Source organism: Rubrimonas cliftonensis, from assembly GCF_900107585.1.
Classification (GTDB): domain Bacteria; phylum Pseudomonadota; class Alphaproteobacteria; order Rhodobacterales; family Rhodobacteraceae; genus Rubrimonas; species Rubrimonas cliftonensis.
Genome location: NZ_FNQM01000002.1, coordinates 408,416 through 427,264 on the forward strand (window position 1 = coordinate 408,416; position 18,849 = coordinate 427,264).

Annotated in this window: 19 protein-coding genes; 7 read left to right on the top strand and 12 right to left on the bottom strand. The window is 71.9% G+C overall.

The window, feature by feature from the left end; all coding sequences use genetic code 11:
* Positions 1–6 precede the first annotated feature (6 nt).
* Positions 7–2,667 carry an alanine--tRNA ligase gene (gene alaS, locus BLW43_RS04575; protein ID WP_093249249.1) on the top strand — a complete coding sequence of 887 codons (2,661 nt, stop codon included), beginning with the start codon at positions 7–9 and terminating at the stop codon, positions 2,665–2,667.
* 276 nt (positions 2,668–2,943) lie between these two features.
* Here alaS and BLW43_RS04580 read toward each other — a convergent pair whose 3' ends face one another.
* The 10 genes from BLW43_RS04580 to BLW43_RS04625 all read right to left on the bottom strand — a co-directional run bounded on the left by BLW43_RS04580 (position 2,944) and on the right by BLW43_RS04625 (position 10,405).
* Positions 2,944–3,216: a hypothetical protein gene (locus tag BLW43_RS04580; RefSeq protein ID WP_093249250.1), complete on the bottom strand. Its 273-nt coding sequence runs from the start codon at positions 3,214–3,216 to the stop codon at positions 2,944–2,946.
* Positions 3,217–3,369: 153 nt separating this feature from the next.
* Positions 3,370–3,951: a retropepsin-like aspartic protease family protein gene (locus tag BLW43_RS04585; RefSeq protein WP_093249252.1), complete on the bottom strand. Its 582-nt coding sequence runs from the start codon at positions 3,949–3,951 to the stop codon at positions 3,370–3,372.
* Positions 3,948–5,819 carry an ABC-F family ATP-binding cassette domain-containing protein gene (locus BLW43_RS04590; RefSeq protein WP_093249255.1) on the bottom strand — a complete coding sequence of 624 codons (1,872 nt, stop codon included), beginning with the start codon at positions 5,817–5,819 and terminating at the stop codon, positions 3,948–3,950. The genes BLW43_RS04585 and BLW43_RS04590 overlap by 4 nt, the downstream gene beginning before the upstream one ends.
* Positions 5,820–5,874: 55 nt before the next feature.
* Positions 5,875–6,366: a MaoC family dehydratase gene (locus tag BLW43_RS04595; RefSeq protein ID WP_093249259.1), complete on the bottom strand. Its 492-nt coding sequence runs from the start codon at positions 6,364–6,366 to the stop codon at positions 5,875–5,877.
* Between the two features lie 2 nt (positions 6,367–6,368).
* Positions 6,369–6,878, bottom strand: coding sequence for a MerR family transcriptional regulator (locus tag BLW43_RS04600; protein ID WP_093249265.1), 510 nt, complete (start codon positions 6,876–6,878; stop codon positions 6,369–6,371).
* The gene (ihfA, locus tag BLW43_RS04605; RefSeq protein WP_093249270.1) at positions 6,875–7,177 is read right to left on the bottom strand and encodes an integration host factor subunit alpha; all 303 of its coding nucleotides are present in this window, start codon (positions 7,175–7,177) and stop codon (positions 6,875–6,877) included. The genes BLW43_RS04600 and ihfA overlap by 4 nt, the downstream gene beginning before the upstream one ends.
* 100 nt (positions 7,178–7,277) lie before the next feature.
* Complete coding sequence (locus BLW43_RS04610) at positions 7,278–8,249, bottom strand: beta-ketoacyl-ACP synthase III (protein ID WP_093249971.1); 972 nt, start codon at positions 8,247–8,249, stop codon at positions 7,278–7,280.
* Positions 8,250–8,311: 62 nt separating this feature from the next.
* On the bottom strand, positions 8,312–9,388 hold the full coding sequence (gene plsX, locus BLW43_RS04615; protein WP_093249273.1) for a phosphate acyltransferase PlsX: 1,077 nt from the start codon (positions 9,386–9,388) through the stop codon (positions 8,312–8,314).
* A 63-nt stretch (positions 9,389–9,451) separates the two neighbouring features.
* On the bottom strand, positions 9,452–9,655 hold the full coding sequence (rpmF, locus tag BLW43_RS04620) for a 50S ribosomal protein L32 (RefSeq protein ID WP_093249278.1): 204 nt from the start codon (positions 9,653–9,655) through the stop codon (positions 9,452–9,454).
* 207 nt (positions 9,656–9,862) lie between these two features.
* On the bottom strand, positions 9,863–10,405 hold the full coding sequence (locus BLW43_RS04625) for a YceD family protein (protein ID WP_093249284.1): 543 nt from the start codon (positions 10,403–10,405) through the stop codon (positions 9,863–9,865).
* Positions 10,406–10,551: 146 nt separating this feature from the next.
* On the opposite strand from BLW43_RS04625, the gene BLW43_RS04630 reads away from it, so the two are divergent.
* Positions 10,552–11,007 (top strand): outer membrane protein assembly factor BamE, encoded by a 456-nt coding sequence (locus BLW43_RS04630; protein WP_175478761.1) that lies wholly within the window; start codon positions 10,552–10,554, stop codon positions 11,005–11,007.
* A gap of 56 nt (positions 11,008–11,063) precedes the next feature.
* Here the strand turns inward: BLW43_RS04630 and BLW43_RS04635 are convergent, their stop codons facing one another.
* On the bottom strand, positions 11,064–12,299 hold the full coding sequence (locus BLW43_RS04635) for an MFS transporter (protein ID WP_093249296.1): 1,236 nt from the start codon (positions 12,297–12,299) through the stop codon (positions 11,064–11,066).
* Positions 12,300–12,493: 194 nt separating this feature from the next.
* Between BLW43_RS04635 and BLW43_RS04640 the strand changes: the two genes are divergently transcribed.
* The 5 genes from BLW43_RS04640 to BLW43_RS04660 all read left to right on the top strand — a co-directional run bounded on the left by BLW43_RS04640 (position 12,494) and on the right by BLW43_RS04660 (position 18,322).
* The gene (locus BLW43_RS04640; protein ID WP_093249304.1) at positions 12,494–12,928 is read left to right on the top strand and encodes an acyl-CoA thioesterase; all 435 of its coding nucleotides are present in this window, start codon (positions 12,494–12,496) and stop codon (positions 12,926–12,928) included.
* A 342-nt stretch (positions 12,929–13,270) separates the two neighbouring features.
* The gene (hutU, locus tag BLW43_RS04645; RefSeq protein WP_093249307.1) at positions 13,271–14,944 is read left to right on the top strand and encodes a urocanate hydratase; all 1,674 of its coding nucleotides are present in this window, start codon (positions 13,271–13,273) and stop codon (positions 14,942–14,944) included.
* A gap of 170 nt (positions 14,945–15,114) precedes the next feature.
* The gene (locus tag BLW43_RS04650; RefSeq protein ID WP_093249314.1) at positions 15,115–16,200 is read left to right on the top strand and encodes a TRAP transporter substrate-binding protein; all 1,086 of its coding nucleotides are present in this window, start codon (positions 15,115–15,117) and stop codon (positions 16,198–16,200) included.
* A gap of 71 nt (positions 16,201–16,271) precedes the next feature.
* Positions 16,272–16,775: a TRAP transporter small permease subunit gene (locus BLW43_RS04655; RefSeq protein WP_093249322.1), complete on the top strand. Its 504-nt coding sequence runs from the start codon at positions 16,272–16,274 to the stop codon at positions 16,773–16,775.
* Positions 16,772–18,322 (top strand): TRAP transporter large permease, encoded by a 1,551-nt coding sequence (locus BLW43_RS04660; RefSeq protein WP_093249332.1) that lies wholly within the window; start codon positions 16,772–16,774, stop codon positions 18,320–18,322. The genes BLW43_RS04655 and BLW43_RS04660 overlap by 4 nt, the downstream gene beginning before the upstream one ends.
* Before the next feature lie 48 nt (positions 18,323–18,370).
* Here BLW43_RS04660 and BLW43_RS04665 read toward each other — a convergent pair whose 3' ends face one another.
* Positions 18,371–18,760 (bottom strand): YbaN family protein, encoded by a 390-nt coding sequence (locus tag BLW43_RS04665; RefSeq protein WP_093249335.1) that lies wholly within the window; start codon positions 18,758–18,760, stop codon positions 18,371–18,373.
* Between the last annotated feature and the right edge of the window lie 89 nt (positions 18,761–18,849).

The window sequence follows — 18,849 nt, forward strand, 5'->3', positions numbered from 1 at the left end:
ATCGCCATGACGTCGCTGAACGAAATCCGCTCGACCTTCCTCGACTACTTCGCCAGGGCGGGGCACGAGACCGTCGCCTCCTCGCCGCTGGTGCCACGCAACGACCCCACGCTGCTCTTCACCAATGCGGGCATGGTTCAGTTCAAGAACGTCTTCACCGGGATGGAGAAGCGCAACTACGTCCGCGCCGCCACCAGCCAGAAATGCGTGCGCGCCGGCGGCAAGCACAACGACCTCGACAACGTCGGCTACACCGCGCGCCACCACACCTTCTTCGAGATGCTCGGCAACTTCTCGTTCGGCGACTACTTCAAGGAGCGCGCGATCCCGCTGGCGTGGGATCTCGTGACGAAGGAGTTCGGCCTGCCGGCGCATAAGCTGCTCGTCACCGTCTACCACGACGACGAGCAGGCGGTGGACATCTGGAAGAAATACGCCGGCCTGCCCGACGACCGGATAATCCGCATCGCGACCAGCGACAATTTCTGGACCATGGGCGCCACCGGCCCCTGCGGCCCGTGCTCGGAGATCTTCTACGACCACGGCCCCCACATCCCCGGCGGCCCGCCGGGCAGCCCCGACGAGGACGGCGACCGGTTCATCGAGATCTGGAACCTCGTCTTCATGCAGTTCGAGCAGTTCGAGGATGGACGGCGCGAGAACCTGCCCCGCCCGTCGATCGACACAGGCATGGGCCTGGAGCGCATCGGCGCGGTGCTGCAGGGCAAGCACGACAACTATGACACCGACGTGATGCGCGCGCTGATCGAGGCGTCCGCTCAGGCGACGGGCGCCGACCCCGACGGCCCCGGCCGCATCCACCATCGCGTCGTGGCCGACCATCTGCGCTCGACCGCCTTCCTCCTCGCCGACGGCGTGACGCCGTCGAACGAGGGGCGCGGCTACGTCCTGCGCCGCATCATGCGCCGCGCGATGCGCCATGCTCACCTGCTCGGCGCCAAAGATCCGGTGATGCACCGGCTCGTGCGCGCGCTGGTGCGCCAGATGGGCGAGGCTTTCCCGGAACTCGGCCGCGCCCAGAGCATGATCGAGGAGACGCTGCGCATCGAGGAGGAGCGCTTCCTCGCCACCCTCGAGCGCGGCCTGCGCCTGCTCGCCGACGAGGCGGCGAAGCTTGGCGACGGCCAGACGCTGCCCGGCGAAGCGGCGTTCAAGCTCTACGACACGTTCGGATTTCCGCTCGACCTCACTCAGGACGCGATGCGCGAGCAGGGCAGGGCGGTGGACGTCGCCGGCTTCGAGGCCGCCATGGCGGCTCAGCGCGCCAAGGCCCGCGCTGCGTGGGCGGGCTCGGGCGAGGCCGCCGACGACGGGCTGTGGTTCGACATCCGCGAGACCGCGGGGGCGACGGAGTTCCTCGGCTACGCCACCGAAAGCGCCGAAGGCGTGATCGCGGCGCTGATCGTGGACGGCGCCCGCAAGGGCTCGGCGCAGGTCGGTGCGCGGGTGCAGATCGTCGCGAACCAGACGCCGTTCTACGCCGAATCGGGCGGGCAGGTGGGCGACGCGGGGGAGATCCGGACGACGACGGGCCGCGCCCGCGTGCTTGACGTCAGGAAGCGCGCCGGCGATCTGTTCGTCCACGAGGCCGAGATCGTCGAAGGCGAGATCGTGCAGGGCGAACCGGCGGTGTTCTCGGTCGACACCCCGCGCCGGGCCGCGATCCGCGCAAACCACTCCGCGACGCATCTGCTTCACGAGGCGCTCCGCGGCAGGCTCGGCGACCACGTCGCCCAGCGCGGCTCGCTCGTCGCGCCCGACCGGCTGCGTTTCGACTTCGCCCACGCGAAGGCGATGAGCGCCGATGAACTTACCGCCGTCGAGGCCGAGGTCAACGCCTACATACGGCAGAACAGCGCCGTCTCCACCCGCGTGATGTCTCCCGAAGCGGCGCAGGCGCTCGGCGCGCGGGCGCTCTTCGGCGAGAAGTACGGCGACGAGGTGCGCGTCGTGGCGATGGCCGAGCGCCCCGAGGGCGAGACCGGCCCAGCGGGGCGCGTCTATTCGCTCGAGCTCTGCGGCGGCACCCATGTCGCGCAGACCGGCGAGATCGGGTTGCTTCGGGTGCTCGCCGAAAGCGCCTCGGCCGCCGGCGTGCGCCGCATCGAGGCGCTAACCGGGGCCGCGGCGCTCGCCCATCTCGACGCGCAGGAGACGCGCCTGAAACTCGCCGCCGGCGCGCTGAAGGCGCAGCCCGAGGAGGTCGCTGAACGGGTGGTGGCGCTGCTCGAGGAGCGCCGCCGACTCGCCTCGGAGATCTCCGACCTCAGGCGGAAGCTGGCGCTCGCTGGGGACGGCGCCGCGGCGCCGGAGGCGAAGTCGGTCGGTGGCGTGCCCTTCCTGGCGCAGGTGCTTTCGGGCGTCTCGGGCAAGGAGCTGCGGGGCCTCATCGACGCCCACAAGGGGCGCCTCGGATCGGGCGCGATCCTTCTGATCGCCGAGGCCGACGGCAAGGCGGCGGTCGCCGCCGGCGTCACCGACGACCTCACGGCGCGCGTCTCGGCGGTCGATCTCGTGCGGGCCGCCGCCGAGGCCATGGGCGGCAAGGGCGGCGGCGGTCGGCCGGACATGGCGCAGGCTGGCGCGGCGGATGCGAGTCGCGCCGCGGAGGCGATCACCGCCGCGGAGGCGGTGCTCGGCGGCTGAGCGCGCCCGCCGGCGACGCCGCAGCTCCGGCGCAGGATCGGCGGGGGCGGGACAGGTTCCGCGCGGCGGCCACTCGGCGGAGCCGGGGGCGCAGGGCGCCCGTCGCGTAGCGCCGGTCGGCGAAAGTGCGGGCCCCGGCGCCGTTTCGGGTGAGGGGGGATCGCGGGATCGTCCTCGTGGGCCAGAAGGGTCAGCAGCCCCCCCCCCGAGAACGCGGCCATCGCCGCGCGGCCCGCTCCATGGCCTCAGCCGATCACGCGTCGCGCAGCGCGCTCGTCACCGACTCTCGCGCCTTGGCCATCGTCGCGATGGCGTCGTCCAGCGCTTCATGGTCGCCGTCGGCACTTCGAAGCCGAGCTTCAGTTCCGGCGCGGCCTCGGCGAAAGCTCTGAAGTGAAGGTTGGCCTCGACGTGGTGGTGGGTCTCCAGTCCGCCCAGCCGCATGTCCTCCGCGGCGCAGAACGGCCGCGCGAAGCCCCGCGGACCGAATAGGCCTGCGCCGAGCCCAGCCAGCGCGTCGTCGGGCCGTCGGGAGATGTCGCGGAACATGCCGCGCCGCGCCAGCCAGACCGCGCCAAGTCTCTGACCGACCGTCGCCGATCAGCTCTGCGCCGGATGAAGGGCGAGCAGCCGGGTCAGCTCCAGCTCCGGATCGGGGCCCGTCGGCCGGCCGGTAGGCCGCGCCTCGCTGACGTCGCGCGCTCACCGCTCCAGCACCATGCGGTCCCCCTCGACGCGCCAGCGGGCGAAGCGGTCGAGCCAGCGGATGCCGAGCAGGGAGGTCGAAAGCTCGCCGCCATTGACGACGGCCGCCACGTCGCGGTCGTCGAACGGGCCGATGGCCAGTCGCTCCAGCCTGACCGGCGCGCCGTAGACGACGCCGTTCGCAGTGTTCGCTGGGCGGGTGTAGGCCAGCCGGTCAGGGTCGAGCCCGGCCCGCGCGGCGTCGGCGCGGCTGAGTACGATCTCGGTGGCGCCGGTGTCGATAAGGAAGTCCACGCTCGCGCCGTTGACTGAACCGCTGGCGCGAAAGTGGCCGTTCGGCCCGCGGCGCAAGACGGCTGCGTTCTCCGTCACCGCCATGACAGGCGCCGAGGAGAGCTGCGCGCCGATGATGTCGCGAAAGCCGTAGAGCACGATCGCGGCCAGGAAGATCAGCGCCCATATCGCCGCGTGGCGCAGCGCCTCGCCCATGCGCCGGCCATAGGCGGCGAAAAGGCCGCCGCACACCAGCACGAGCAGCCCGGCGAGGTAGACGAGCCGCGCGGTCTCGTCCCCGCTCACGCGGCCTCGCGCTCGGCCGCTTCGAGCCGCTCCTGCGCCGCAAGCCACAGCGCCTCGGCGCGCGCAATGCCGTTCTCGATCTCGGCGCGCTTCTGGGTGAGCGTCTCGAAACGCTTGGGGTCGGGGTGGGTGTAGAGTTCGGGGTCGGCCAGCAGCGCGTCGATCTTGGCGCGCATGTCGGCGAGCTTCTCCATGCGCGCCTCGGCGTCGGAGACCTCGGCGCGCAGCGGCGCGAGCGCTCGCCGGCGCTCGGCGCCCTTCTGCTTCGGGGCCGCCTTCGCCTCGGTCTTCGCCGCGGCCTTGGCGGCGTTCCCGCCGAGCAGCAGGTCGCGGTAATCGTCCATGTCGCCGGCGAAGGGCCTTACGGCGCCGTCCTTCACCAGCCACAGCCGGTCGGCCACGGCCTCGACGAGGAACGGGTCGTGGCTGACGAGGATCACGGCGCCGTCATAGTCGTTCAGCGCCAGCGCAAGCTGCTCGCGGCTCTCCATGTCGAGGTGGTTGGTCGGCTCGTCGAGGATGAGGATGTGCGGCGCGTCCAGCGCCATCAGCGCCATCAGCAGGCGCGCCTTCTGCCCGCCGGAGAGCTTCTCGACCGGCGTCTCCGCGATCTCGGCGCCGATGCCCGCGCCGCCGAGACGCGCGCGAAGCTGGCTCGGCTTCTCGGTCGGCCGCAGCCGCTGGATATGCTGCACCGGCGTCTCGCCGAGCACCAGCTCGTCGAGCTGATGCTGCGCGAAAAAGCCGATGCGCATCTTGGATGGCTTGGTCATGTCGCCCGACAACGCCGCGAGTCGCCCCGCGATGAGCTTCGACAGGGTGGACTTTCCCTGACCGTTGGCGCCGAGCAGGGCGATGCGGTCGTCGGGGTCGATGCGCAGGGAGAGGTCGCGCAGCACGGGCTTGCCGCCGTATCCCACGGACACGCGGTCGAGCGCGATCAGCGGCGGGGCCAGCTCCTCGGGCTGCGGAAAGCGGAAGGGGGCCACGGCCTGCCCGCGCTCCAGCGTGATCGGCTGGAGGCGGCTCAGCATCTTGAGCCGGCTCTGCGCCTGCTTGGCCTTGCTGGCCTTGGCGCGGAAGCGGTCGACGAAGCTCTGCATGTGGGCGCGGGCGGCCTCCTGCTTCGTCGCCTCGGCCTGGGCCTGCATGGCGCGCTCGCGGCGCAGCCGGTCGAAATTGTCGAAGTCGCCGGGCGTGTAGGTCAGCCGCCCGTTCTCGACCGAGAGAATCGCCCCGACCGAGCGGTTGAGCAGCCCGCGGTCATGGCTGATCACCAGCGCCGTCGCCGGGTAGCGGGCGAGGAAGTTCTCAAGCCAGACCGTGCCTTCGAGGTCGAGATAGTTGGTCGGCTCGTCGAGCAGCAGCAGGTCCGGCCGCGAGAACAGCACCGCCGCCAGCGCCACGCGCATCCGCCAGCCGCCGGAGAACTCCGAGCAGGCCCGCGCCTGCGCCGCCTGGTCGAAGCCGAGCCCCGCAAGGATCGCCGCCGCACGCGCCTCCGCCGAATGGGCGTCGATATCGGTCAGCCTGAGCTGGATGTCCGAGATGCGCGCCGGTTCGGTCGCCGTCTCGGCCTCCGCCAGAAGGGCGGCGCGCTCGCGGTCGGCCTCCAGCACCGTGTCGATGAGGCTGACGGAGGATGCCGGCGCCTCCTGCGCCACGCCGCCGAGCCGGGCGCCGGCGCGCACGACGATCGACCCCTGGTCGGGCTCGAACGTCCCTTCGATGAGGCGGAACAGCGTGGATTTTCCGCAGCCGTTGCGGCCGACGACGCCCACCTTGGCGCCCATCGGCACGCGCGCGCTCGCCCCGTTGAACAGGCGCCGTCCGGCCAGCGTAAAGCCCATGTCCGTGATCGTCAGCATGGGCGTTGCGCTAGCAGAGGCGGGCGGCGCTGTCCACGCGTGGAAGCGGATCGGGTCAGGCGGGGCGCTTCAGGAACATCTGCGTCCACTCGAAGTCGAGCACCGGTTCGGGCTCCGGGGCCTCGGGTCGGCGACGGTTCGCCTCGGCGGCGAGCGCCACGAACCCGCGGTCGGGTTTCGAGCCGGAAGGCCGCGCCGAGCGCACCTCCGCCCGCAGCGAAATCGTGTCGCCGGGGCGCACGGGCTTCAGCCAGCGCAGCCGGTCGATCCCCGGCGAGCCGATCGAGCTCCTCCCGCAGCGCGCGGCGACGATGTAGAGCCTGAACGCGACCAGTAGCGTGTGGAAGCCAGAGGCGATCAGCCCGCCATAGGGGCTCTCGGCCGCTGCGAGCGCGTCGATGTGGAACGGCTGCGGATCCCACCGGAAGGCGAAGTCGAGGATCTGGGTCTCGCTGATCGTCGCGCCCGGCGTCTCGATGACGAGGCCGGGCGTGAAATCCTCAAACCAGCGTTCGCCCTCGCCGGCGGCGGGCGCCGCCTGCGCCATCTTCAGCCCGCGAGGCTGGCGCGGGCGCGTTCGAGCCGGGCGATCACCGGGCCGAGCGCGGCCCCGAGGCGCACGCCCATGGCGGCGGCGGGCGCGTCGAAGGCGGTGGTCGCCTCGGGCTCGTCGTCGGGGCCTTCCGGAGGTTCGCCGACCACCGGGGCCTCGCCGTCGCCGATCATGGCGACATGGCGCGGGCCGCGCTCGCGGAAAACCTTCTGCAGGCCCTTGATCGTGAGCCCCTCGTCATGGAGCAGCGTGCGGATGCCGCGCAGCAGCGACATGTCGGCGGGGCGGTAGTAGCGCCGCCCGCCGCCGCGCTTCATGGGCGAGAGGTGGGGGAACTTCGTCTCCCAGAAGCGCAGCACATGCGCGGGGATGTCGAGTTCCTCGGAGACCTCGGAGATCGTGCGGAACGCGCCGGGCGCCTTGTCGCGCCGCGCCTCGGTCTCGGGCGCCGCGCCGAGATCGAGTTCGGCGGGCGCCTCCGCCGCCGGCCGCGCCGCGCCGCTCACGATTCGCCCGCAGCGTTGATGCGGTCCTTGAGGATGTGGGAGGGCCGGAACACCAGCACCCGCCGCGGCTCGATCGGCACTTCCTCGCCCGTCTTGGGGTTGCGGCCGATGCGGCGACCCTTGTCGCGCGCCTGGAACGTGCCGAAGGAGGAGATCTTCACGGTCTCGCCCTGCGCCAGCGCGCCGGAGATGTGGCGCAGCACGCTCTCCACCAGTTCGGCGCTCTCGTTGCGCGACAGGCCGACCTCACGATAGACGCCTTCGGACAGATCGGAGCGCGTCAACGTCTTGCCCGCCATGGCGGCCTCCCGGTAGCCCTTGTTCGGCGCAGAGTGGGCGCGCGGCGAAAGGATGTCAACTTCAAGGGTTTGCGGCGGGGCCTTGACGCCGCGTCCACCGTCACCAGCGCAGCAGCGCCGCGCCCCAGACGAGCCCGCCGCCGATCGCCTCCATCAGCAGCAGGTCGCCCCTGCCGATCCTGCCGTCGTGCACGGCGGTCGACAGCGCCAGCGGGATCGAGGCGGCGGAGGTGTTGCCGTGGTCCTGAAGCGTCAGGATCACCTTCTCCATCGGCACGCCCGCCTTCTTCGCCGTCGCCTCGATGATGCGCAGGTTGGCCTGGTGCGGCACGACCCAGTCGATATCGGCTGACGCGACGCCCGCCTTCTCCATCGCCTCGTCGGCGACCTCCGCGAGCTTGGCGACGGCGTGCTTGAAGACCTCGCGGCCCTGCATCCTGAGCTTGCCGCTGGTCTGGGTGGAGGAGGGGCCGCCGTCGACGTAGAGGATGTCCTGATGCGCGCCGTCGGAGTGCAGGCAGGTCGCGAGCAGCCCGCGGTCGGACGGCGCGCCCTCGCCCTCATGCGCGCCGAGGATCACCGCCCCCGCGCCGTCGCCGAACAGCACGCAGGTCGTGCGGTCCTCCCAGTCGAGGATGCGGCTGAAGGTCTCCGCGCCGATGATCAGCGCACGGCGCGCCTGGCCCTTGAAGATCAGCGCGTCCGCCAGCGACAGCGCGTAGATGAACCCCGCGCACACCGCCTGGACGTCGAAGGCGAAGCCGCCGGTCATGCCGATGGCGTGCTGCACCTTCGTCGCGGTCGAGGGAAATGTGCGGTCCGGGGTGGCGGTGGCGATCACCACAAGGTCGATGTCCGCCCCGGTCAGACCGGCATGGTCGAGCGCACGCCGGGCGGCGGCGGTGGCGAGGTCGGAGGTCAGCTCGCCCTCGGCGGCCATGTGGCGGGCGCCGATGCCGGTGCGGCTGCGGATCCACTCGTCCGAAGTGTCGAGGCGCGCGGCGAAATCCGCGTTGGTCATCACCTTCTCGGGCAGGTAGCCGCCGCAGCCCAGAGGAACCGCCCGGATCATCGCCCCGCGTCCCTTCGCGGCCGCCAGCGCCGCACTCCGTCCGCTCACGCCACCGGTGTCGTTCATTGCGCCGCCGCGCCTCCCAGCGCCTGCCTCTGCATCGTCAGGAACGCGGCCCTGCCTGCCACCCGTTCGGTGAACCCGGTGCGGGCCATGCGCGCGGCGAGCGAAATCGCGGCGGCGACGCCCGTGGCGTCCGCCGAACCGTGGCTCTTCACGACGGCGCCGCGCAGACCGAGGAAAACCCCGCCGTTGACGCGGCGCGGGTCGATCCGCCGCTTCATGCGCGAGAGCGACGGCATCGCCATCAGCGCCGCAAGCCGCGACAGCCAGGTGTGGCGGAAGGCGCGCTTCAGTTCGTCGCCGATGAAGGCGGCCGCGCCCTCTGCCGACTTCAGCGCCACGTTGCCGGTGAAGCCGTCGGTCACGATCACGTCGGCCTTGTCGCCGCAGAGGTCGCCTCCCTCGACGTAGCCGCGCCAGTCGTAGCCGCCGTGGTCGGCGTTCTCGCAGATGAGGCGGCTGGCCTCCTGAAGCTCGGGCCGGCCCTTGCCTTCCTCGCTGCCGACGTTCAGCAGGCCGACGCGGGGCCGGTCGAGATCGAGCGCGACGCGCGCATACTCGGCGCCCATGACGGCGAACTGCGCCAGCGCGGTCGGATCGGCGCGCACGTCGGCGCCCACGTCGAGAACGATCGTGTGTCCGCTTGCGCTGCGCGAGGGCCAGAACACCGCGATGGCGGGGCGGTCGACGCCCTCGGCGCGACGCAGCCGCATCGTCGCCATCGCCATCAGCGCGCCGGTGTTGCCGCAGGAAACCGCCGCCTGCGCCTCGCCGGCCTTGATCGCCGAGAGCGCGGACCACATGCTGGTGTCCTGCGCCCTGCGCAGCGCCACCGAAGGCTTGTCGGTCATCGCCACCGCCTGCGCCGCATGGCGCACCTCGCACCGCCCCGCGAGCGCCGCGCGCCGCGCAACGAGCGGCGTCAGCACATTCTCCGGTCCGTGTAGCAGGAAGCGCAGGTCGGGCATTTCGCGCGCGCACCGGTCGACACCGGCGACGACGGTCGCAGGGCCGCGGTCGCCGCCCATGGCGTCGACCGAAATCACCGGGTCGGGGGCAGCCGCCATCGCTTTCATCGCTCGGATCGCCGGCGCGGGCGCAGTTCGATCATTCGCGCGAAACCGCGCCGGGGCGCGATCTCAGGCCGCTTCGCTGTCGAGATCGACCTCGGTCGCCACGACGACTTCGCGTCCGGCGTAATGCCCGCAGGCGCCGCAGACATGGTGCGGGCGGCGGAGCTCTCCACAGTTCGGGCACTCGTTGGGATTGTCCGCAACGAGGGCGTCATGCGACCGGCGCATGTTGCGTTTGGAGCTCGTCTTCCTGTTCTGCGGAACAGCCATGTCTCAACCTCCGTCAGGCCCGGCGCGCGCCCTGTATGGCAGTGCGCCCCTGCGAAAACCACCGCGCGCCCCGACTGGACCAGCGCATAGCGCCGCGCCGCCCGCCGCGCTGCGCGCTCACTGTGCGAGCGGGGCTCATACCGCCTAACGCGCGGCGCCGCAAGGCCGGGCGCGGCCTCCGCGCCGCGCCGTGAGCCGATGCCGCGCTCAGGTCGAGCCATCGCGGCCGCGCAGTGCGGCGAGGCCGGCGAACGGTCTCGCATCCTCGTCCGTCATCGGCGCCACGCCCGGCGGCGCGGTCAGGGCGCCCTCGAAGTCGACCCCCGCCTTGCGCGGGTAGGGATCGAGCGCGAGCGCGGCGGTCTCGGCGGCGATCTCCCCGAAGTCGATCGCCTCGGCCAGCGGTTCGGGCGCCTCCTCCGCGTCGGGGTGGAACAGCGCCTCTGCCTCGGCCATGCGCGCCGGCGGCGCGAAGAATCGCTCGAACGGCTCCGACAGCGCCGTGTCGACCGGCTCAAGCGTCACGACGCAGCTCTGCGTGAAGGCGGCGTCGACGACGCCGCTCACGCGCCAGCCGCCCGGCCCCCAGGGCTCAGCCTTCGCGACGAATGACAAAGCCCGCACGGCGGGGACGTCGAAGCGCCGCGCCAGCGCGACCAGCGCCGCCTCGTCGGCCTCATCGCAGACCGCATCCCCGGCCTCCAGCGACGCGACTGGAACGGGGTGGGAGAACTCCGGCTTTTCAGGCATGACATCGTCCCGGCGAAGGCGCGAAGCGGCTACCGCCCGGCGCCGGGCAGGTTCCCGGCCCCGCGGGAGCTCCGCGTTGAAAATACATGATCGCGCCGCTAATGGAACAGCAGTCGGGCGCGGTCCGACGAAGGGGAGAGACGACGGTGGCTGAAGGCAGGGCGCGTTTCACGGGAGTTTGCGCAGCGGCGGCGCTGGCCTGTCTCGTCGGCTGCGGCCCGACATACAGCAACCACGGCTTTGCGCCGCAGATCGCCGAGCTAGACGCGATCGAGGCGGGGGCGGACACGCGGGGCTCCGTCCTGCGCCGCCTCGGCCGGCCCTCGGCCTCCGGCGCCTTCGACGAGGACGTCTGGTTCTACGTGGCGAGCCGCATGGAGCACTTTGCGTTCTTCGAGCCGGAGGTGATCGACCGCAAGGTGGTCGTCGTCGCCTTCGATGACGCCGGCCTCGTCGAGCGCGTGAACCGCTACGGGCTCGACGACGGCCGCATCGTCGACCTCGTCTCGAACACGACGCCGACCTACGGGCGCGAACTCTCCGCGCTGCAGCAGCTCTTCGGCAACATCGGCGCGCCGCGCGCGGCGGACGTGCTGAACTAGCAATTCTCTCGCCGGGCTCGGGCGATGGGGCCCGGCGACGCCATGCGCGCCGCGCGTCAGGCCTCCGCCGGAGGGCGCGCGATGGCGAGCCACAGCAGCGCCGCGCCCGCCAGCGCCAGGAACGGGATCATGGCGAGGTTCACCGCCTCCCATCCGAGGTCGTTCATCAGCGCGCCGGAGCTGAGGCTCGCCACCGTGACCATCCCGAAGACGAGAAAGTCGTTGAGGCCCTGCACCCGAGAACGCTCCTCCGGCCGATGCGCCGCCGCCAGCATGGCCGTCGCGCCGATGAAGCCGAAGTTCCAGCCCAGGCCCAGCAGGATCAGCGCGCCGTAGAACTGCGTCAGGTCGACCCCGGTCAGCGCCACCCCGCCGCATGCCGCCAGCATCGCCAGCCCCAGCGCGATGATTCGCGGCGCGCCGAATCGTGCGATCAGGTCGCCGGTGAAAAAGGAGGGCGCGAACATCGCAAGCACGTGCCACTTCACCACGCTCGCCGCGTCGTCGGGGTCGAAGCCGCAGGCGACCACCGCAAGCGGCGTGGAGGTCATGACGAGGTTCATCAGCGCATAGGTCACCATGGCGCAGATCATCGCCACGGCGACCCGCGGCTGGCGGACGATGACGCTCAGCGGGCGCGCCTGCGGCGCGTCGGCGGCAGGCTTCGGCGGGCGCGGGGCGTCGAGGAAGATGAAGGCGCAGGCGCCGAGAAGGTTCAGCGCCACCATAGAGAGGTAGGCCCCTGCGAAGGGCGTCGGCGCCAGCGCGTCGCGCGTGAGCTTGACGAGTTCCGGCCCGATCAGCGCGGCCAGAAGCCCGCCGGCCATCACCCAGCTGATCGCGCGGGGCCGGAAGGCGGGCGAGGCGGCGTCGGCGGCGGCGAAGCGGTAGAAGCCCTGGGCGCCCATGTAGACCCCGGTTAAGGCGGCCCCCGCCACTAGCATCGGAAACGAGCCGACCAGCAGCGCCGCGGCGCTGACCGCGCCGCCCAGGGCGCCGCAGAGCGCGCCGAGCAGGAAGCCGGGCCGCCGGCCCACGCGCCCCATCAGCATCGAGACCAGCGGCGCGGCGACCATCGCCATCGCCACGGTGGCGGCGATCGGCAGGGTCGCGAGCGCCTTGTTGGTCGCCAGCAGCTGTCCCGCGAGCCCGCCGAGGATGAAATGGATCGGCATCTGCGCGCCGAGCAGCGCCTGCGCGGCGACGAGCACGGCCACGTTGCGGCGCGCCTTCGCGTCGTCATGCGCCGGCTGGGCGGCGTCGAGCGCCGCAGGGGTCGATGCGTGTGCCATGCCGAAGGCTCATAGGCGCGCGGGCGGTCCCGCGCAATCCGCGCGGCGCGCGGCTCTCCGTCTCGGCGCCGCCGAAGCCGAGACGGGTGGCGACGGCGAAGCGTCGCCCTCGCGTCGGCGCAGGGCTCGGTCTAGGCTCGGGCGCAGCGTCGCCGTGGCGCGACCGCCGACTGACCGCCGCCGGAAAGCCGCAGATGCCCCCGTCGCCCCCGCGCCCTCTCGAAGCCTTTCCCGCCCGCGTCTCCGAACGCCTGCGCTATCGCGACACCGACCGGCAGGGCCATGTGAACAATGCGGTGTATGCGACCCTTTTCGAGATCGGTCGCGTTGATTTCCTGCTCGACCCCGACCGGCCGCCCGCGCCCGCGGGCGCGCAGTTCGTGATCGTGCGACTCGCCATGGACTTCCGCCGCGAGCTGCGCTGGCCCGGAACGGTGGAGATCGCCACCGGCGTCACGCGCATCGGGGCGCGGTCCATCGCGATGGAGCAGGGCGTCTATCTGAACGGCGAGGCCGCAGCGACGGCCGAGAGCGTGGTCGCCCTGATGGATGACGCGTCGCGACGGGCCGTCGACATTCCCGCGACGACGCGCGCGGCCCTTGAGGCGTCGCTGCTGCCTGCGCGCTGAGGCGTCGCGAGGACGGCTCGTGCTGAAAGCCGTGATCGGGGGGCGGCGGCCTTCCCGCCGAGCCCGAACCGTCCGCGGCTCGGCGTCGTTTCGCGCGGGCCGGTTGTTCCCATGGATGGCGCGCGCCGCTGGTCCGCGCCGCGCGCCGCCTTTGGAATTGACGATGCCGAAAATATGCATTTACATATTAACTCCGGCGGCAGATGGCGGACCCGGCATGGCGCACCTCGCGCAGAGAGCGGCCTCATGGATGGACGGCGCTTCCGTCCGCGCCGCGGCGGCCGTCGCCCCGCGCTGCGCCGGCGTTTCGCCGACGGCGCGGCGAGCTCATCGGGAGGATGCATGACCGATCCACGCCGCAACGCCCGCGACGTCTTTCCGCCGACGGGGCCGCGGATCAGCGCGAAAAGCTGGCTGACCGAGGCGCCGCTGCGGATGCTGATGAACAACCTCCATCCCGACGTCGCGGAACGGCCGCATGAGCTCGTGGTCTATGGCGGCATCGGCCGCGCGGCGCGGACCTGGGACGACTTCGATCGCATCGCCTCCGAGCTGCGCAGGCTCGAGGGCGACGAGACGCTGCTGGTGCAGTCGGGCAAGCCGGTGGGCGTGTTCCGCACCCACGCCGACGCGCCGCGGGTGCTGATCGCCAACTCCAACCTCGTGCCGCGCTGGGCGACCTGGGAGCATTTCTCCGAGCTCGATCGCAAGGGCCTGATGATGTACGGCCAGATGACGGCGGGCTCCTGGATCTACATCGGCGCGCAAGGTATCGTTCAGGGCACCTACGAGACCTTCGCGGAGGCTGGCCGTCAGCACTACGACGGCGACCTGACGGGGCGGTGGATTCTCACCGGCGGCCTCGGCGGCATGGGCGGCGCACAGCCGTTGGCGGCGGTGATGGCCGGCGCCTGCTGTCTCGCGGTGGAATGCGACGAGACCCGCATCGATTTCCGCATCCGCACCCGCTACGTCGACGAGAAGGCGCGCGACCTCGACGAGGCGCTGGCGATGATCGAGCGCTGGACGAAGGCCGGCGAGGCGAAGTCGGTCGGCCTGCTCGGCAACGCGGCGGAGGTGTTCCCCGAACTGCTGCGCCGCGGCGTGCGGCCCGACATCGTCACCGACCAGACCTCCGCCCACGACCCCGTCCACGGCTACCTCCCGATCGGCTGGACCGTCTCGGAGTGGCGCGAGCGGCAGGAGAGCGACCCGAAGGCCGTGGAGAAGGCCGCCCGCGCTGCGATGCGCGCCCATGTCGAGGCGATGGTGGGCTTCCACAGGGCCGGCGTCCCGACGCTCGACTACGGCAACAACATCCGCCAGGTCGCGCTGGACGAGGGGCTTGCGGACGCCTTCGCCTTTCCCGGCTTCGTGCCCGCCTACATCCGCCCGCTGTTCTGCCGCGGCGTCGGGCCGTTCCGCTGGTGCGCGCTCTCCGGCGACCCCGAGGACATCCACCGCACCGACAGGAAGGTGCGCGAACTGATGCCGCATGACGCGCACCTGCACCGCTGGCTCGACATGGCGCGCGAGCGCATCGCCTTCCAGGGCCTGCCCGCGCGCATCTGCTGGGTGGGGCTGGGAGACCGCCACCCCATCGGGCTCGCCTTCAACGAGATGGTGCGCACCGGCGAGCTGAGCGCGCCGGTGGTGATCGGCCGCGACCACCTCGACAGCGGCTCGGTGGCCTCGCCGAACCGCGAGACCGAGGCGATGCGGGACGGGTCGGACGCCGTGTCGGACTGGCCGCTGCTCAACGCGCTCCTGAACTGCGCGAGCGGCGCGACCTGGGTCTCGCTGCACCATGGCGGCGGCGTGGGCATGGGCTACAGCCAGCACGCTGGCATGGTGATCTGCTGCGACGGCTCGGCCGAGGCCGATGCGCGCCTCGCCCGCGTCCTGTGGAACGACCCCGCCACCGGCGTCATGCGCCACGCCGACGCGGGCTACGACATCGCGCTCGACTGCGCCCGCGAACACGGATTGCGGCTGCCCGCGATCCTGGGAAACTGACGACGAACCCTCACCCCGACCCTCTCCCGCAGGCGGGAGAGGGGGCGCAAGCGTCGAGGACGGCGCCGCGTGGGCGGGTGGGGCGCGAAGGGGGATGATATCGCCCCCTCTCCCGCAAGCGGGAGAGGGCCGGGGTGAGGGACTGCAAGGCTGACAGCAGGGAGAACGAGATGAAAAGACGTGATTTTCTGACCGCCGCCGCCGCCGCGCCCGCCGCGGCGCTGGCCGCCCCGGCCATCGCGCAGGGCGCGGCGACCGAATGGAGGATGGTCACCGCCTGGCCCAAGAACCTGCCGGGACCGGGCGTCGCCGCCCAGATGCTGGCCGACCGCATCACCGCGCTCTCGGGCGGGCGGCTGAAGGTGACGCTCTACGCCGCCGGCGAGATCGTGCCGGGGCCGGGGGTGTTCGACGCCGTCGCCGAGGGCACTGCCGAACTCTACCACGCGGTTCCCGCCTACTGGGGCAGCAAGTCCAAGGGCATCCTGCTGTTCGGCTCCCAGCCCTTCGGCCTGCGCGCCGAGGAGCAGTTCGGCTGGATGGCCCATGGCGGCGGACAGGCGCTCTATGACGAGATCTATGGCGGCTTCGGCGTGAAGCCGTTCCTCTGCGGCAACTCCGGCCCGCAATGGGCGGGCTGGTTCCGCAACGAGATCACCAGCGTCGACGACCTGCGCGGCCTGAAGTTCCGCACCACCGGCCTCGCGTCGGAGATGGCGAGCAGGCTCGGCATGGCGGCGCAGGCGATGAGCGGCCCGGCGATGTTCCAGGCGCTGCAGTCCGGCGCGCTCGACGCCGGCGAGTTCATCGGCCCGTGGACCGACAGCGCGCTGGGTTATCACCAGATCGCCAAGAACTACTACTGGCCGGGCGTCGGCGAGCCGTCCTCGGCTGAGGAATGCGGGATCAACGCGCAGGTCTTCGCGGACCTGCCCGACGACCTGAAGCAGACCGTGCAGTACGCCTGCGAAAGCCTCTACAACGTCGTCACGACCGAGTACAACACCAACCACGCCAAGGCCTTGCAGCGTCTCGTCGCCGACGAGGGCGTGGTCGTGCGCAAGCTGCCCGACGACGTGATGTCAGCGATGGGTAACGCCGCAGGCGAGGTGATCGCCGAGATGCGCGACAGCGACGACGCGCTGATCAAGCGCATCACCGAGAGCTACCTCGCCTATCGCGGCCTGATCAGCGGCTACATGACCTACGCCGACAACGGGCAGATGAACGCCCGCGCGCTGCCCTACACGTACTGATCGCGGCGCTCGCCGCGCATCCCGCTCCGGCCCCCGTCTCGGGGCGCCGGGGCGTTCCCCCAGGAGACGCCATGCTCGCCTTCGCCGACGCGCTGGACGCGCTCAACCGACGGATCGGGATGGCGGTGCGCTGGCTGGCGCTCGCCATGGCGCTGCTGCAGCTTCTCATCGTCGTGCTGCGCTACGTCTTCGGGCTGAGCTTCGTGTTCCTCACCGAGGGCGTGCTCTATCTGCACGCCGGATTGTTCATGCTCGGCGCGGGCTACACGCTGCTGGTGGATCAGCATGTGCGGGTGGACATCTTCTACGCCCGTCGCTCGCCGCGCGGGCGCGCCGCGGTCGACGTGTTCGGCGCGCTGTTCTTCCTCGCGCCGGCGCTGCTTCTGCTGCTGTGGTGGAGCTGGCCGAGCGTCACCCGCTCCTGGGCGATGCTGGAGGGGCCGATCTCGGTGGGCGGCGTGCCGGCGACCTTCCTGCTGAAGTCCCTCGTGCCGGCCTTCTGCGCGCTGCTGCTGGCGCAGGGCCTCTCCATCCTGCTGCGCGACCTTCTCCGCCTGCGGGCGGGCCGCGGATGAGCCCGCCGCTCGACCTCCTGATGTTCGCGGCGCTGATCGGGGCGATCCTGCTCGGTTATCCGGTGGCCTTCACCATCGCGGGCGTCGCGTCGCTGTTCGCGCTGCTCGGCGCGGCGCTCGGGCAGTTCGACCTCGCGCTGATGGGCGCCCTCGCTCAGCGCGTGTTCGGGCTGATGACCAACGAGGTGCTGACCGCCATCCCGCTTTTCGTGCTCATGGGCGTGGTGCTGGAGAAGAGCCGCATCGCCGAGGAACTGCTGGAGACCATGGGCCGGCTGTTCGGGCGGATGCGCGGGGGGCTGGGCGTCTCCGTCGTGCTGGTGGGGGCGCTGCTCGCGGCGTCGACCGGCATCGTCGGCGCGACCGTGGTGGCGATGGGGATGATCGCGCTGCCGACCATGTTGCGCAACGGCTACGACGCGCGGCTCGGGGCCGGGGTCGTCTGCGCCTCGGGCACGCTGGGGCAGATCATTCCGCCCTCGACGCTGCTCATCATCCTTTCTGAAGTGATGTCGAACGCCTTCCAGCAGGCGCAGTACGCGCAGGGCAAGTTCACCATCGAGACGCTGTCGGTGGGCCAGGTGTTCGCCGCGGCGCTGGGGCCGGGGCTGGCGCTGGTGGCGCTCTACGTCCTCTACATGCTCGGTCGGGCATGGCTGACGCCAGAGGCCGCGCCGGCGATGCGGGAGGCGTCGGACGCGCCCTCGCGCGCGGAGGTGGCCGCGGCGATCCTGCCGCCGGTGCTGCTGATCGTGGCGGTGCTCGGCGGCGTTCTGGGCGGGGTGGCGAGCCCGAACGAGGCGGCGGCGGTCGGGGCCGTGGGGGCGATCCTGATGGCCGGGCGCAAGGCCGGCGCTCCCAATCGGCTGGTGCTGGCGGGCGCCGCAGCGCTGCTGCTGCTGGCGGTGGCGGCCGGGCTCGCGCCCGTGCGCCTGCAGCGCAGCGACGCCGGCGCGGCGGATTTCGCGCTGGGCGCCTCCTACGCCGGGCTGGCGCTGCTGGGGGCGGCGGCGCTGGCGGCCTCGCTGCGCGCGACCTTCCGGGCCGGCTCGCTGGCGCCCTCGCTGACCGCGACCATGACGCTGACCGCGATGATCTTCGCCACCATCCTCACCGCCAGCGTCTTCTCGCTGGTGTTCGTCGGGCTCGGGGGCGAGGCGCGGGTCGCGCAGATACTGGACGCGATGCCGGGCGGGGCGGAAGGCGCGCTGCTGTTCACGCTGGCGCTGATCTTCGCCATGGGCTTCTTTCTGGATTTCGTCGAGATCACGGTGATCCTGCTGCCGCTGGTCGCGCCGGCGCTCATCGCGATGGGCCATGACCCGGTGTGGCTGGCGACGCTGATCGCCGTGGTGCTGCAGACGAGCTTCCTGACGCCGCCCTTCGGCTTCTCGCTGTTCTACCTGCGCGGCGCTGCGCCGCCGGAGGTGAGCACCGGCCAGATCTACGCAGGCGTCGCGCCCTTCATCGCGCTGCAGGTCGCGGCCGTGGCGCTGATCTGGCTGGCGCCGGGTCTGGCCTCATGGCTGCCGGGCGTTCTCTACTGAGCGCCGCAGCCGTTCCCCAAGCCCCCGCCGGACGCCGACGCCCGGCGCTCAGTCCCCGTCCGCCGGGCTGGCGGGGGCGCCGGCGGGCGTGCTGGGGCGGGTGAGGATGAAGGTCGCCACGCCCGTGAGCGCGACCGCCTGCGCCGCAAGCACCCACGCCGCCGCGCCCAGCGCCAGCGGGACGCCGAAGCTGACCGCCATCGAGGCCAAGGCCAGCCGCTTGGCCCGCGGGCTGATCGCGCCATGCGCGCGCCAGTCCGCGATCGGCGGGCCGAGCCTTGGGTGATTCACGAGCCAGTCATGCGCCGCCGGCGACGCGCGGGCGAAGCACAGCGCGGCGAGCAGCAGGAACGGCACGGTCGGAAGCAGCGGCAGCGCCACCCCGAGAACGGCGAGCCCGACGCACATCCAGCCCGTTACATAGTACGCTGCGCGCATGGCTGGCACTGTGACCGATTCCGCGCTGCGGCGCGACCGTCGCGAGGGCCGCAGGCCTCAACTCCGGGAGAGGCCGGCGGCCGCGCGCC

Excerpts from the sequence above, each read along its gene's own strand:
- BLW43_RS04595 (WP_093249259.1), bottom strand. The coding sequence starts at position 6,366 with ATGGCGCAGGCGGCGCCCGCCGCCGGCGAGGGCGAACGCTGGTTTGAG.
- alaS (WP_093249249.1), top strand. The coding sequence starts at position 7 with ATGACGTCGCTGAACGAAATCCGCTCGACCTTCCTCGACTACTTCGCC.
- rpmF (WP_093249278.1), bottom strand. The coding sequence starts at position 9,655 with ATGGCTGTTCCGCAGAACAGGAAGACGAGCTCCAAACGCAACATGCGC.
- BLW43_RS04590 (WP_093249255.1), bottom strand. The coding sequence starts at position 5,819 with ATGCTGACGATCACGGACATGGGCTTTACGCTGGCCGGACGGCGCCTG.
- BLW43_RS04650 (WP_093249314.1), top strand. The coding sequence starts at position 15,115 with ATGAAAAGACGTGATTTTCTGACCGCCGCCGCCGCCGCGCCCGCCGCG.
- BLW43_RS04655 (WP_093249322.1), top strand. The coding sequence starts at position 16,272 with ATGCTCGCCTTCGCCGACGCGCTGGACGCGCTCAACCGACGGATCGGG.
- BLW43_RS04635 (WP_093249296.1), bottom strand. The coding sequence starts at position 12,299 with ATGGCACACGCATCGACCCCTGCGGCGCTCGACGCCGCCCAGCCGGCG.
- BLW43_RS04610 (WP_093249971.1), bottom strand. The coding sequence starts at position 8,249 with ATGATCCGGGCGGTTCCTCTGGGCTGCGGCGGCTACCTGCCCGAGAAG.
- BLW43_RS04665 (WP_093249335.1), bottom strand. The coding sequence starts at position 18,760 with ATGCGCGCAGCGTACTATGTAACGGGCTGGATGTGCGTCGGGCTCGCC.
- BLW43_RS04580 (WP_093249250.1), bottom strand. The coding sequence starts at position 3,216 with ATGTTCCGCGACATCTCCCGACGGCCCGACGACGCGCTGGCTGGGCTC.
- ihfA (WP_093249270.1), bottom strand. The coding sequence starts at position 7,177 with ATGGCGGGCAAGACGTTGACGCGCTCCGATCTGTCCGAAGGCGTCTAT.
- BLW43_RS04640 (WP_093249304.1), top strand. The coding sequence starts at position 12,494 with ATGCCCCCGTCGCCCCCGCGCCCTCTCGAAGCCTTTCCCGCCCGCGTC.
- BLW43_RS04660 (WP_093249332.1), top strand. The coding sequence starts at position 16,772 with ATGAGCCCGCCGCTCGACCTCCTGATGTTCGCGGCGCTGATCGGGGCG.
- BLW43_RS04625 (WP_093249284.1), bottom strand. The coding sequence starts at position 10,405 with ATGCCTGAAAAGCCGGAGTTCTCCCACCCCGTTCCAGTCGCGTCGCTG.
- plsX (WP_093249273.1), bottom strand. The coding sequence starts at position 9,388 with ATGAAAGCGATGGCGGCTGCCCCCGACCCGGTGATTTCGGTCGACGCC.
- hutU (WP_093249307.1), top strand. The coding sequence starts at position 13,271 with ATGACCGATCCACGCCGCAACGCCCGCGACGTCTTTCCGCCGACGGGG.